The organism is Pseudomonas sp. SJZ080, assembly GCF_007828295.1.
Lineage (GTDB): Bacteria > Pseudomonadota > Gammaproteobacteria > Pseudomonadales > Pseudomonadaceae > Aquipseudomonas > Aquipseudomonas migulae_A.
This window is the reverse complement of record NZ_VIUK01000011.1, coordinates 1-13,892: the sequence shown is the minus strand read 5'-3', so window position 1 is coordinate 13,892 and position 13,892 is coordinate 1. Positions and strand designations below refer to the sequence as shown.

The 13,892-nt window shown below is 60.1% G+C and carries 11 protein-coding genes; 2 read left to right on the top strand and 9 right to left on the bottom strand.

The features are described from left to right. Nucleotides 1-95 precede the first annotated feature (95 nt). The 4 genes from FBY04_RS15815 to FBY04_RS15800 all read right to left on the bottom strand — a co-directional run bounded on the left by FBY04_RS15815 (nt 96) and on the right by FBY04_RS15800 (nt 4,415). A complete protein-coding gene (locus tag FBY04_RS15815) occupies nt 96-1,067 on the bottom strand; it encodes a FecR domain-containing protein (RefSeq protein WP_084318435.1) in 972 nt (323 codons plus the stop codon). Further along, nucleotides 1,064-1,582 carry an RNA polymerase sigma factor gene (locus FBY04_RS15810; RefSeq protein WP_084318434.1) on the bottom strand — a complete coding sequence of 173 codons (519 nt, stop codon included), beginning with the start codon at nt 1,580-1,582 and terminating at the stop codon, nt 1,064-1,066. The genes FBY04_RS15815 and FBY04_RS15810 overlap by 4 nt, the downstream gene beginning before the upstream one ends. Before the next feature lie 188 nt (nt 1,583-1,770). Then, complete coding sequence (locus FBY04_RS15805; RefSeq protein ID WP_145315765.1) at nt 1,771-2,478, bottom strand: PolC-type DNA polymerase III; 708 nt, start codon at nt 2,476-2,478, stop codon at nt 1,771-1,773. Next, entirely contained in the window at nt 2,475-4,415 is a 1,941-nt protein-coding gene (locus FBY04_RS15800; protein ID WP_145315764.1) for a putative nucleotidyltransferase substrate binding domain-containing protein, read from the bottom strand. The genes FBY04_RS15805 and FBY04_RS15800 overlap by 4 nt, the downstream gene beginning before the upstream one ends. Before the next feature lie 254 nt (nt 4,416-4,669). Between FBY04_RS15800 and FBY04_RS15795 the strand changes: the two genes are divergently transcribed. Beyond that, on the top strand, nt 4,670-5,116 hold the full coding sequence (locus tag FBY04_RS15795; protein WP_084318431.1) for a response regulator: 447 nt from the start codon (nt 4,670-4,672) through the stop codon (nt 5,114-5,116). A 159-nt stretch (nt 5,117-5,275) separates the two neighbouring features. Here the strand turns inward: FBY04_RS15795 and FBY04_RS15790 are convergent, their stop codons facing one another. Further along, nucleotides 5,276-7,453 carry a malate synthase G gene (locus FBY04_RS15790; RefSeq protein WP_084318430.1) on the bottom strand — a complete coding sequence of 726 codons (2,178 nt, stop codon included), beginning with the start codon at nt 7,451-7,453 and terminating at the stop codon, nt 5,276-5,278. Between the two features lie 534 nt (nt 7,454-7,987). Between FBY04_RS15790 and FBY04_RS15785 the strand changes: the two genes are divergently transcribed. Beyond that, a complete protein-coding gene (locus tag FBY04_RS15785) occupies nt 7,988-8,506 on the top strand; it encodes a glycine cleavage system protein R (RefSeq protein WP_046045336.1) in 519 nt (172 codons plus the stop codon). 215 nt (nt 8,507-8,721) lie between these two features. On the opposite strand, the gene rarD is transcribed toward FBY04_RS15785, so the two are convergent. The 4 genes from rarD to FBY04_RS15765 form a co-directional block, all read right to left on the bottom strand. Then, nucleotides 8,722-9,609 carry an EamA family transporter RarD gene (gene rarD / locus FBY04_RS15780; RefSeq protein WP_084318429.1) on the bottom strand — a complete coding sequence of 296 codons (888 nt, stop codon included), beginning with the start codon at nt 9,607-9,609 and terminating at the stop codon, nt 8,722-8,724. A gap of 150 nt (nt 9,610-9,759) precedes the next feature. Then, a complete protein-coding gene (locus FBY04_RS15775) occupies nt 9,760-10,734 on the bottom strand; it encodes a serine/threonine protein kinase (RefSeq protein WP_145315763.1) in 975 nt (324 codons plus the stop codon). Nucleotides 10,735-10,930: 196 nt separating this feature from the next. Next, nucleotides 10,931-12,832 carry a PhoX family phosphatase gene (locus FBY04_RS15770; protein ID WP_145315762.1) on the bottom strand — a complete coding sequence of 634 codons (1,902 nt, stop codon included), beginning with the start codon at nt 12,830-12,832 and terminating at the stop codon, nt 10,931-10,933. Between the two features lie 58 nt (nt 12,833-12,890). Continuing rightward, nucleotides 12,891-13,655: a TOBE domain-containing protein gene (locus FBY04_RS15765; protein WP_084318425.1), complete on the bottom strand. Its 765-nt coding sequence runs from the start codon at nt 13,653-13,655 to the stop codon at nt 12,891-12,893. Nucleotides 13,656-13,892: the final 237 nt, after the last annotated feature.

Sequence of the window (13,892 nt, the reverse complement as noted above, 5' to 3'; positions counted from 1 at the left end):
AAAACCAAAAGTGATAGGGCTGGATGAAAATAATTTCGATTCAGCAATTGTGGTGAGGCTTGCCCGCGAAGGTGCCCGTTCAGACGACATCGTGCTCAGGGCTTGGCATCCGCCTTCGCCACCGTCACCCACCATTGCGTGTGCTGCTCGATCTGCACCGGTAAGGTAGGCAACAGGGCGCTCAACGCCAGATCGGTATCGTGCAACGGGAAACTGCCGGTGATCCGCAGGTCGGCAACCTCTGGCGCAACACCCAGATGCCCGCGGCGATAGCGCCCGAGTTCATGGACCAGATCCTCCAGGCGTGCGTTATCCACCACCAGCATGCCGCGGGTCCAGGCATCGGCACCGAGGTTGAGCGCGATGATCGGGCCCAGGCCATTGTTGCGCATCAACACTTGCTGGCCTTCGCGCAGAATCCGTTCTTCAACGCTCGACTCTGGATGGGCTGCCACGGCGGACTGCAGCACGCTCAGGCGCGTGCCTTCTTCTTCGCGCTTGACCAGGAACCGCGTGCCGAGTGCGCGCATGCTGCCTTCACGGGTTTCGACGATAAACGGCCGGGCATCGCCGTGGCCGGTTTCGACGAGGATTTCCCCGTCCTGAAGAATTACCCGGCGCTGCTTCTCATCAAAGCGCACGTCCACGGCACTGTGGGTGTTGAGGTTGATCACGGTGCCGTCGCTCAGGCGCAAGGTGCGTTGCTCGCCAGTGGCGGTGCGCTGATCGGCCAGCCAATAGTCGACCGGCAAATAACGTTCACCGGCGAACAGTGCCAAACCGATCACCGCCACGATGCTTGCCACGCCGCTGCCCAGCTTGCGCACACGTCGGCGAATGCTTTCACGCGATTGCAGCAACGCGGTGCGGGCGGGGCCGCTGGCCACGCTGAAACGCTGGTCGAGCATGCCCAACTGACGCCAGGCGCGGGCGTGTTCTTCGTGGGCGGCGTGCCATTTGGCGAACTCTTCGCGCTCCACCGGGTTGCCGGAGTCCAGCGACAATTGCCAGGCAATCGCCGCATCCAGCACCTGCGCCGAGACCGGTTTGGAACTGACCGCGCTCATACCGGCTCACCGTACAGCGCGATGTAGCACTGACGAATACCCTGAGCCAGGTATTGACGCACTCGCGGCACTGAAACCCCCAGGCGCTGGGCGATTTCCATGTGGCCGAGGCCGTCGAGACGGTTGTAGAGAAACGCTGCCCGGGCTTTGCTGGAGAGTGTGCCGAGCAGGCGATCGATGTTTTTCAGGTCTTCGAGGATCAGTTGCTGTTCCTCCACCGACGGTTGCTCGCCTTCGGGGATCAGCATCAGCTCGGTGAGGTAAGCCTGTTCCAGCGCGGCACGCCGGAAATAGTCGAACAGCAAGCCCTTTGCGATCGCCACCAGAAACGCCCGCGGCTCGCGCGGTTCATTCAGTTGATCACGGCCCAGCAACCGCACGAAGGTGTCCTGACTGAGGTCTTCGGCCCGTTGCGGGCAGGCGACATTGCGTCGAAGCCAGGCCAAAAGCCAGCTGCGGTGGTCGCGATACAACGCACCGACGAGCTCATTGTGGGGGCTTTGGACTGACGACACGCAGTATCACCGATTGGGAAGTGTTAACTAACGAGAATTATTCGCGATTGTGGCAGAGGCGGGGGAGGTAAGCAATTGGCCACTGGTCAGGTGGATTGAGGGCAGGTGGACCGCGTTATCGTTCTTCGCGGGCAAGCCATGCTCCTACAGGGTTTGCCCGCGAAGGCGTCAGAACAGGCACTAAAGATTTAGAAGGAAGGCACGCGCTGTCTGCGCTTCCACTGATTCACCCGCTGCTGCAAATTCAACGGGCTATGAATCTGCTGCTGCCGCGCCCGGCTGAACAGGATCAACGCCAGTTCCGCAGTCGCCAGCGCATCGGCACTGGCGTTGTGGCGCTCGAACACTTCGAGCTTGAACCAGTCGATCCATTCATCCAGCCCCGCCTCGCGGATATGCGCCTGCGGGCACAGCATCGGCGCGATGTCCGCCACATCAAGAAACGTATGCTGCAGCTTGTAACCCAGATGATCCTTCAACGCGCGCCCAAGCATGTGCTGATCAAACGGCGCATGAAACGCCAGCACCGGGCTGTCACCCACAAACTCCATGAACTCGAGCAGGGCCTGCGCCGGATCAGTGCCAGCAGCAATCGCACTCGGCCCCAAGCCGTGAATCAATACGCTGGGCGCCACTTTCATATCCGTGCACTGCAGGGTGCGTTCGAACTGCTGGCTGAAGTCTATAGCGCCGTCCTCGATCACCACCGCGCCAATGGACAGCACCCGATCCTTGTTCATATTCAACCCGGTGGTTTCCAGGTCCAGTACCACCCAGCGCTGTTCGCGCAGGCTGCATTCGCTCAGCTCGGCTGCCGCCGGCAAGTCTTTCAGACGTTGCTGCAAGTCGCCGGACAGCATCGGACCTGCCGGGCGCAACCACGAAAACAGGCTCATAGCTGATACCGCAGCGTCAGGCTGCTTTGCAGGCGTTGGGCCTGGCGCAGGGATTCGCGCAGGATGCGTCGGTCCAGATGATTGAGGCTGTCGGGATCTACCCGGTTGGAGTAGGGCAAATTCTCCCGGGTCTGTAGCTGATGTTGCTGCATGCGGGTTTGCTGGATGAAGTGATACGCCTCTTCGTACGCCGCACCGTCCAGCCGTTCGATAACCTCTTTTTCGACCAGTTGGCGAAAGCGCTCCAGCGTATTGTTGGCTTCGATGCCGTGGGCCAGTGCGAGCAATCGGGCGCCATCGACAAAGGGCGTCAAGCCCTGGACTTTCAGGTCCAGCGTGGCTTTCTCGCCATTCTTGCGCGCCAGCACGAACTCGCGGAAACGGCCTACAGGCGGGCGGTTGCGCAGGGCGTTTTCGGCCATCATCCGCTGGAACAGCCGGTTGTCGGCGACCTGGTCGAGAATCCCTCGACGCAACTGCTCGCAGCTTTGCTCGTCGCCCCAGACCACGCGCAGGTCGAAATAGATGCTCGAACCCAGCAGGTTTTCCGGCGTCGCTTCACGAATAAACGCCGCAAAACGCCGCGCCCATTCGGCCCGGGACAAACACAGCTCGGGATTGCCAGCCATGATGTTGCCCTTGCACAGAGTGAAACCGCACAGCGCCAGGCTCTGGTTGATGTGTTGAGCGATGGGCAGCAACTTGCCGCGTATCTCGGCGGCGTGCGCCGCGTCCCGCGCTTCGAACAGAATGCCGTTGTCCTGATCGGTGTGCAGCGTTTGCTCACGGCGGCCTTCGCTGCCGAAACACAACCAGCTGAAGGGCACACCGGGGTCGCCTTTCTCGGCGAGGGTCAGTTCGATCACCCGGCATACGGTGTGGTCGTTGAGCAGGGTGATGATGTGGGTGATCTGGGTCGAGGACGCGCCGTGGGCCAGCATGCGCTCGACCAGTTGGCCGATTTCGCCGCGCATCGCCACTAGGTTTTCCACGCGCTGGGCGCTTCGGATGGTGCGCGCCAGGTGCACCAGATCCACCCGTTGCAGGGAAAACAGGTCACGTTCCGAGACCACGCCGCACAGGCGATGATCCTTGACCAGGCAAACGTGGGCGATATGCCGCTCGGTCATCGCAATCGCCGCATCGAAGGCACTGTGGTCCGGCGTCAGGAAAAACGGCGCACGGGTCATGTGCAATTCGATGGCTTCGTTGAAGTCGTTGGTACCTTCGGCCACCACGTGGCGCAGGTCGCGCAGGGTGAAAATCCCCAGCGGCGCTTTGTGTTCATCCACCACCACAATGCTGCCGACCTGCTGCTCGTGCATCAGGGTCACGGCTTCGCGCAAAGGCGTTGCCGGGCTGCATGTCACCGGATGGCGCATGGCCAATTCGCCAAGACGCGTGTTCAGCGAATACTGAGTGCCGAGGGTTTCCACGGCTTTTTGCTGGACTTGCTGGTTGACCTGATCCAGCAAACTGCTGACGCCGCGTAGGGCAAAGTCGCGAAACGCGTTGGAAAGTGCGAACAGTTTGATGAACGCCAGCTTGTTCAGTTGTAGGCAAAAAGTGTCTTCGGCTGCCAGATGTTCGGTGCGCGTCGCACGCTCACCCAGCAGCGCGGCGAGGGGAAAGCACTCGCCGGTGGCGATTTCGAAGGTGGTTTCGGTGCCGCCCTTGGCCGTGTGGGGGCGTTCACCCACGACGCGGCCCTGTTTGACGATGTAGAAATGTTCAACCGGGCCATCGGCGGGCTTGATGATGCTTTCGCCGGGCGCATAAAAACGCAGCTGACATTGTTCCACCAGGTACGCCAGGTGAGCGTGTTCCATTTGATTGAAGGGCGGGAAGCGCTGAAGGAATTGCAAAGTGCCCTGGATGTTTTGCAACACCGCGGTTTTCCCTGCCTGTGTGAAGGCGTCCGCTTTACTCATAACCATTACCGCAGTCTTTTTTCGAATTGTTGTTGTCGGATGACTCAGCCATGGTCGGCCCAGGAACGCAGGGTGCCCATTGGACGTAAGTCTAGGTCGGGCCTTCCGGTGATGAAATTTCGGAAATTCCTTACGCAATCGTAGGAAGAATCTATCCTTTCCCCTATAGGAAATAAATCCGACGAAGTGCACATTCAAGGTCTGCTTAGCGATGTCTCAGCACTGTGCTAGGGAATGAAATTGATTATTTAGAGAACGCTATGTCCGACCACGATATTTTGAGTGACGCCGAGCGCGAGGCGCTGAGTGCCGTCATGCTGGAGCCCGACCTGCCGCCACAACGGGTACTGATCGTCGATGACGATAAAGATGCGCGTGAGCTGCTGTCGGAAATCCTGGGGCTGGATGGCATTCGTTGCATGACCGCGGCCAGCGGTGAAACCGCACTCAAGATGTTGAGCGAGAAACCTTCGATCGGCCTGGTGATCACCGATCTGCGGATGGGCCATGTCGATGGTCTGGAGTTGGTCCGTCAGGTTCGAGAGTCAGTACGCGCAGCCATGCCCATCATCATCGTTTCAGGCGATGCCGACGTGAAGGACGCGATTGCTGCAATGCATTTGAGCGTGGTGGATTTCCTGCTCAAGCCGATTGATACCGCGAAACTGCTGGAACTGGTCAAGCATGAGTTGGGGATGGATGTGTGAATTGTTAAAGGATCAAAAGATCGCAGCCTTCGGCAGCTCCTACATGGGATTGCGTACATCTGTAGGAGCTGCCGAAGGCTGCGATCTTTTGACTTCGCTTTAAAAAAAAAGCCCTGATCGGAAGATCAGGGCTTTTTCATGTCCGGCATCACCGCTCAGTTACAGGCCATTTGCAGCCTTGAACTCGCGACGACGACGATGCAGCACCGGCTCGGTGTAGCCGTTTGGCTGTTTGGTGCCCTCAACCACCAGTTCGACCGCCGCCTGGAAGGCGATATTGCTGTCGAAATCCGGTGCCAGCGGGCGGTACAGCGCGTCGTTGGCGTTCTGACGGTCAACCACCGGCGCCATGCGCTTGAGGCTTTCCATCACTTGCTCTTCGGTGACGATACCGTGACGCAGCCAGTTGGCGATGTGCTGGCTGGAAATCCGCAGCGTGGCGCGGTCTTCCATCAGGCCGACGTCGTTGATGTCCGGCACTTTCGAGCAGCCAACACCCTGGTCGATCCAGCGCACCACGTAACCGAGAATGCCCTGGGCGTTGTTGTCCAGTTCGTTCTTGATCTGTTCCGCGGTCCACTGCGGGTTTACCGCCAGCGGGATGGTCAGGATGTCATCCACCGAGGCGCGCGCACGTTTGGCCAGTTCGGCCTGGCGGGCGAACACATCGACCTTGTGGTAATGCAGCGCATGCAGCGCAGCCGCCGTTGGCGATGGAACCCACGCGGTGTTGGCACCCGCCAGCGGGTGAGCGATTTTCTGTTCGAGCATCGCCGCCATCAGGTCGGGCATGGCCCACATGCCTTTACCGATCTGCGCGCGACCTTGCAGGCCGGTGCTCAAACCGATATCGACGTTCCAGTTCTCATAAGCGCCGATCCACTTCTCAGCCTTCATGTCCGCCTTGCGCACCATCGGGCCGGCTTCCATGGAGGTGTGGATTTCATCGCCCGTGCGGTCGAGGAAACCGGTGTTGATGAACACCACGCGCTCGCTGGCCGCCTTGATGCACGCCTTGAGGTTGACCGTGGTGCGGCGTTCCTCGTCCATGATCCCGACTTTCAAGGTGTTGCGCGGCAAGCCCAGTGCATCTTCGATGCGACCGAACAGCTCGTTGGTGAACGCGGCTTCATCCGGGCCGTGCATTTTCGGCTTCACGATGTAGACCGAACCGGTGCGGCTGTTCTTGCGCGAACTGTTGCCGTTGAGGCTGTGGATCGCCGCAAGGCTCGTCACCAGACCGTCGAGAATGCCTTCCGGCACTTCGTTGCCGTCTTTATCGAGGATCGCGTCGATGGTCATCAGGTGACCGACGTTGCGCACGAACAACAACGAACGACCGTGCAGGCTGAATTCCTTGCCATCAACGCCGGTGTAGGTGCGGTCGGCGTTCATGGTGCGGGTAAAAGTCTGACCGCCCTTGGAGACTTCTTCCGACAGGTCGCCCTTCATCAGGCCGAGCCAGTTGCGGTAGATCACCACTTTGTCATCGGCATCGACGGCAGCGACGGAGTCTTCGCAGTCCATGATGGTGGTCAGCGCGGCCTCCATCAGAATGTCTTTGACGCCGGCAGCGTCGGTCTGGCCGACCGGGGTGCTGGCGTCGACCTGGATTTCGAAGTGCAGGCCGTTGTTTTTCAGCAGGATTGCGGTGGGGGCCGCTGCATCGCCGTGGAAACCGATCAACTGAGCGTCGTTGCGCAAGCCGCTGTTGCTGCCGCCTTTGAGGGCGACCACCAGTTTGCCGTCAACGATCTTGTAGCCGGTGGAATCGACGTGGGAGCCGGCGGCCAATGGCGCGGCTTCGTCGAGGAAGGCGCGGGCGAAGGCAATCACCTTGTCGCCGCGAACCTTGTTGTAGCCTTTGCCTTTTTCCGCGCCGTCAGCTTCGCTGATCGCGTCGGTGCCGTAGAGCGCGTCGTACAGCGAGCCCCAGCGGGCGTTCGAGGCGTTGAGCGCGAAGCGGGCGTTCATCACCGGCACCACGAGCTGCGGGCCGGCCATGCGGGCGATTTCGTCATCGACGTTTTGCGTCGTTGCCTGGAAATCAGCCGCTTCTGGCAGCAGATAACCGATGTCTTGCAGGAAGGCTTTATAAGCCACGGCGTCGTGCGCCTGACCGGCACGCGCTTGGTGCCAGCCGTCGATACGAGCCTGGAAATCATCGCGTTTGGCGAGTAGGGCTTTGTTCTTCGGTGCCAGGTCGTGAATGACCTTGTCGGCACCGGCCCAGAATTTATCGGCGGTGAGGCCGGTTCCGGGAATGGCTTCGTTGTTCACGAAGTCGAACAGGACTTTGGCGACCTGCAGGCCACCGACTTGAACGTGTTCAGTCATTGCTTGCCTCACTCTGCTCAGCTATTTCGCTTTTCAGCTCTTCAAATTAACAATGAAGCCTCTGGCTATTTAAACCACAAACCCCTTCCACCAGTACATGCCATTTCGGGCGGCTGGGATGGAACCGATCAACGGCGTTGAGGCCTTGCTGATAGGGCTTTCAGGGCTGCGACCGCGCCTGTGGCAGACATCGATCCAACGTTATGTAGTGCGCGCTGCGGCATACTACATGATGAATTGCGGTTGTGAAAATTAGACTAATTACGTCGTTCTGCGACCCCGTGACGCATTGCAGTCACGTCGGGGATGGGGATGTTCTCAAAAAAGTATGAGATTGTTCCAGTTAAATATAAGAAGTTGTACACGATTTGTTGTCCGCTTCAGATTGGCGGTGCTCCGGATCGCTGGCAAGCCAGCTCCTACAAGGTTTGCGCAAGACCCTGGAGCTGGCTTGCCAGCGATGGCGCCAGACGAATCAACACAGGATCGCCCCTTGCCTATACTTCTCTTTCTATAACAAAAGAGGGCTGCGCCATGGACCACCTCGTACTCACTGTTTTCGCACCGGACAAACCTGGGCAGGTCGAGCGCATCGCCCAGTGCATTGCCGAGCACGGCGGCAACTGGCTTGAAAGCCGCATGTCACGCATGGCCGGGCAGTTTGCCGGGATTCTTCGGGTGGGCGTGCCGGCCGAAGCCTACGACGAATTGGTCGATGCCCTGCAGGCGTTGTCGACCCATGGCATTCGCGTGTTGATTGCCGAAAGCGGCATCGAGCAATCTTGCACCTGGAAACCAATTGCCATGGAATTGGTAGGCAACGATCGTCCGGGGATCGTGCGCGACATCACGCGACTGTTGAGTGAGCAGGGGGTCAACCTGGAACGACTGGTGACTGAAGTGCGCCCGGCGCCGATGAGCAGCGAGCCGCTGTTCCACGCCGAAGCGATTCTCGCCGTGCCGCTGACGCTTTCACTGGATGTGTTGCAGTCGCGCCTGGAAACCCTGGCGGACGATTTGATGGTGGAATTGGTCCTGCGCAGCGAACCCTGACAGGGTTATCCAAGTTATACGTGCACCTGCCTGTGGATAACCTGTAGAGACAGCCCGCCAGCCCAAGCCGGCCGGGCTTCTTCAACATCTGATCAAAAAACCATCAGTTTCAACAAGTTGCGCACAAACGCCGGGGATCACGCTGTGGATAACCTTGGGAAGGATCGATGCAGGCCACGAAATATGTGGCCTGCAGAGGTTCGTACGATTTTTGATCAGCTGCGTCGGCGCAAACTTATCCACGCATCGACGCTGTAAACCGCCAGGCCGGCCCAGATAAAGATAAACGCCACCAGTGTGCTCGACGACAAATGTTCGCCAAACAGCAGCACGGCCTGCAGCAGCACCAATGTCGGTGCCAGGTACTGGAGGAATCCCAGCGTGGTGTAGGGCAAATGCCGTGCGGCGGCGTTGAAACACACCAGCGGCACGAGGGTTACCGGCCCGGCGGCAACCAGCCACCAGGCTTCGGTCGTCGTCCAGAACTCGGGCTGAGCGCTCATGGCCGTCTGATTGAATAGCAGCCAGGCCAAGGCAATCGGGACCAGCATCCAGGTTTCCACCACCAGGCCGGGCAGGGCTTTGACCGGCGCCTGCTTGCGGATCAAACCGTAGAAGCCAAACGTCAGCGCCAGCACCAGCGACACCCACGGCAGACTGCCGACCTGCCATACCTGTTGCGCCACGCCGATCGCGGCCAGCCCCACCGCGATCCACTGCATGCGCCGCAGCCGTTCGCCGAGGATCAACATCCCCAACAGCACGTTCACCAGCGGGTTGATGTAGTAACCGAGGCTGGCCTCGAGCATGCGCCCGTTGTTCACCGACCAGACGTACGTCAACCAGTTGGCCGCGATCAGCGTGCCGCTCAGCGCGAGGATCGCCAGTCGTTTCGGGTTGTCACGCAGCTCGCGCCACCAGCCAGGATGCTTCCACACCATCAGTAGCAAGGCACCGAACAGCGCGGACCAGAGCACGCGGTGGATGATGATCTCCACGGCGGGCACGTTGGCGATGGCTTTGAAGTAGATCGGGAACAGGCCCCAGATGATGTAGGCACTCAGGCCCAGAATGTACCCGCGACGCGGGTTGGCGGCTTGCATGCAGAATCCTTGCTTAGGCAGCTAACAAAGGAGGGATTGTATAGATGTGTCAGGAGTTTTGTAGAAGCCGGCTTGCTGGCGATGCAGGCGCCTCGGTTTGTCAGCAATGCCGAGGAGATGCTATCGCCAGCAAGCCGGCTCCTACAGAGGTCAGAAGAGTTTGAGGGGTTCTTCGTTGAGCGCAGCCAATTGCTCGCGCAACGCCAACACCTGATCACCCCAATACCGCTCGGTCCCGAACCACGGAAAACTGTGCGGGAACGCCGGATCATCCCAACGACGCGCCAGCCACGCGCTGTAGTGCATCAGGCGCAACGCGCGCAGCGGTTCGATCAGTGCCAGTTCCCGCGGGTCGAAGTCGTGAAATTCGTTGTAACCGTCCATCAGTTCCGACAACTGACCCAGGCATTCCTGACGGTCGCCGGCGAGCATCATCCAGATGTCCTGCACCGCCGGGCCCATGCGGCAATCGTCGAGGTCGACGATGTGGAACATCTCGTCGCGGCACATCATGTTGCCGGGGTGGCAATCGCCGTGCATGCGGATGTTCTGGTGTGGCGTGGTGTTGTAGACCTCTTCGACACGCTTGAGCAGGTCGCGGGCCACGGACTCGTAAGCCGGCAGCAGGCTCTTGGGGATGAAATTGCCTTCGAGCAGCGTCGTCAGCGAATCGTGACCGAAGTTCTTCACGCCCAGCGCCTCGCGGTGAGCGAAGGGTTTTGTCGAGCCCACGGCATGCAGGCGGCCGAGCAATTGGCCCAGGCGATACAACTGATCGAGATTGCCCGGCTCCGGAGCGCGCCCGCCACGGCGGGGGAACAGGGTGAAACGGAAACCGTTGTGTTCGTGCAGGCTGGCACCGTTGTGAATCATCGGCGCCACCACCGGCACGTCGCACTCGGCGAGTTCGAAGGTGAACTGGTGCTCTTCGAGAATCGCTTCGTTGGTCCAGCGCTGCGGGCGGTAGAACTTGGCGATCAGTGGCTCGGAGTCTTCGATGCCGACCTGATAGACGCGGTTCTCGTAGCTGTTGAGCGCCAGAATGCGCGCGTCACTGAGAAAGCCGATGCTTTCGACGGCATCGAGCACGAGGTCTGGGGTGAGGGTTGCAAACGGGTGGGCCATGCTGACTCCTGCGCGCAGCAGGCTGCCGCGTCCGGCCAAGCATGGTAGCGCAGACGGGCTGTCTTTAGTGTTTGAGGTTGAGATGAGTGTTGTTCGGGCTGACGCTTTCGCGAGCAAGCCCGCTCTCACATTTGACCGCATTCTTCTGGGCAATGTCGGTCAGTGTGGGAGCGGGCTTGCTCGCGAAGGCGGCTAATCAGGCGCCGACGATCCCGCCATCCTCACGGGAAATCGCCATCACCGAAGACCGCGGCTTGCCATTCGGCAAATGCTCAGGGAACGTCGACCCACCGTTTTCCCCCGGATGCTGAATCCCGACAAACAGCGTCTTCTGATCCGGCGAGAAGCTGATCCCCGTCACCTCGCAGCCAATCGGCCCGACCATGAAGCGGCGGATCTCCCCGGTGACCGGGTCGGCGCAGAGCATCTGGTTATTGCCCATGTCGGCAAAATCACCGGCGTTGCTCGAGTCGCCATCGGTCAGGATCCACAAGCGCCCAGCCTTGTCGAAACCCAGGCCATCCGGGCTGTTGAACATATTCTGTGGCGTGATGTTCGACGAACCGCCTTTCGGCGTGCCAGCGTGGACGCCAGGGTTGCCAGCGACCACAAACAGGTCCCAGGCAAAGCTTTTCGAACCGTGATCATCACGGTCGGTGCGCCAGCGCAGAATCTGCCCGTAAACGTTCTTCTCGCGCGGATTGGGCCCGCCCACCGGTTGACCGTCTTCACCGCGCTTGGCGTTGTTGGTCAGCGTGCAATAGACCTGGCCATCCTTGGGGCTGACAACGATCCACTCCGGACGGTCCATGCGCGTGGCTTTCACCACGGTAGCTGCGAGGCGCGCGTGAATCAGCACTTCGGCCTGATTGGCAAAACCGCTATTGGCGTCGATGCCGTTTTTGCCGTGGGTCAGTTCGATCCACTGGCCCTTGCCTTTCGGGTGATCGGCATTGCCGTCGCCCGCATCGAAGCGCGCCACGTACAAGGTGCCGTGGTCCAGCAGGTCACGATTGGCTTTCGGGTTTTTGTGGTTGATCTTGTCGCGGCTGACGAACTTGTAGATGAACTCTCCGCGCTCATCGTCGCCCATGTACACCACGGCGTGGCCGTCATGGGTTTCGGCCAGGGCAGCGTTTTCATGTTTGAAGCGGCCCAGTGCGGTGCGCTTGACGGGGGTCGACTGCGGATCGAACGGGTCGATTTCCACCACCCAGCCGTGACGGTTGAGTTCGTTGGGGTTTTTTGCCAGGTCGAAACGCTCGTCATGCGGGTGCCAGTTGATCTCTTTGCTGGCGGCCACTACGCCGTAGCGTTTCTGCGCGGCGTCGAACTTCTGCTCGGCATTGCTGCTGCCGAAGCAGTCGGTGAAGTTCTCTTCGCACGTCAGGTACGTGCCCCACGGCGTCTTGCCGTTGGCGCAGTTCTGGAAGGTGCCGAGCACGTTCTTGCCATGCGGGTCGGCGCTGGTTTTCAACAGGTCATGGCCGGCAGCAGGGCCGCTGAGGCTGATCGGCGCGTTACCGTGAATGCGGCGGTTGTAGCGCGAACCTTGAACGAATTGCCATTGGCCGTTCTTGCGCTGCACTTCGATGACCGACACACCTTCGCAGGCCAGCGCCTTGCGCACTTCTTCCTTCGATTGCGGCATGCCGCCGTGTGGGTAGAGGTAGCGGTAGTTAGTGTATTCGTTGTTGATCGCCATCAGCGCCCGGTCTTTCTCACCCGGAAACTCGAACAGGCTCATGCCGTCATTGTTGTCACCGAACTGCACTTCCTGCTGTTCTGCGCTGCCGTTACCGCTAGGGTCGAACGCCGGACCGTTCTTTTGCAACGGCTGGCCCCAGCTGATCAGCACCGAAGACTTGTAGCCAGGCGGCAGGGTAATGGCGTCGCTGGTAGCGGCGGGGATGCTGTCAAAGCCCAGCAGTTTGCTGGTGCCTGCGCTGACACTGGCCGCGAGCACGCTGCGGCTCAGCAGGTTGCCGCCCAGGAACATGGCTGCACCGCACAGGGCGCCCGCGCTGATGAAGCCACGACGGCTGAGGCCGACCATGTTTTCGAGGTCGGTGTTTTGGTTGTCTTCTAATAGGCTCACATCAGGCTCCCTGCGGGTTTTTGCAGTCACCTTAAAGAGCGTTAATGACGCTTGTGTTTCAGAGCGGTGTACCGAGCAAAACGTTTGATGGCGCAAATTGCACCCGTACCGGTTTATGGGTGGCGAGGCCGAGGGTTTTCAGGTGCAGCGGCTCGGCCAGTGCGCACAACGTCTGGCCATTGGGCAGGCCGATGCGCACTTCGCTGGGTCCGTCTTCGGCGTCGAGGATTTCTTCGATGATGCCGGTCAGGTCATTGTGTCCGGGTGTTGCAGTGTCTTCGATGGCCAGCAGCTCGAGCCAGCCCGCCTTGATCAGGGCGACGACTTCGGTGCCGGGCTCCAGATCCAGGCGCAAGGTGCTGTCGTGGGTGATCTGTGCATCGAGGGCCAGGCCTTCGGCCAGTTCAAGGCGAATCAGGTCATTGCGCCCCTGAGCTTCAATCGCCACGACCTTGCCGTGCAATTGATTGCGCGCGCTGGTTCTGAGCATCAGGCGGCCGAGCAGGTCCAGGTCGCTGGCGTCTTCGGCCGCTTCCAGCACCTGAGCCTGCAGCGTTTGCAGTTTTTGATACAGGCGCAGTACGCGTTCGCCCTCGCTGGACAGCTTCGCGCCCCCGCCGCCCTTGCCGCCGACACTGCGCTCCACCAGCGGTTTTTGCGCCAGGTTGTTCAACTCGTCGATGGCATCCCACGCGGCTTTGTAACTCAGCCCCGCACTTTTCGCGGCGCGGGTGATCGAGCCCTGTTCGGCGATGTGTTGCAGCAATGCGATGCGCTGCGGGCGACGGACAATGTGTTGGGACAACAATGTGGGCAATGACATGGCAGGCGCTTTGGCTGGTGACGATGGTGAGGACGTTGGCGGCTCGGGCTGCGGGAGTCAAGTCAGGTGCAATCTCTGTGGGAGCGGGCTTGCTCGCGATGAGGTCGCCACATTCAACATTGATGTGGCTGATAAACCGCCATCGCGAGCAAGCCCGCTTGTGTCTAGATCTAGGAATAAGCTCTGGGGTGAGAGGGGTGGATGGCAAGCTGTGAGTCCGCGGTGCTTGAAGCACGT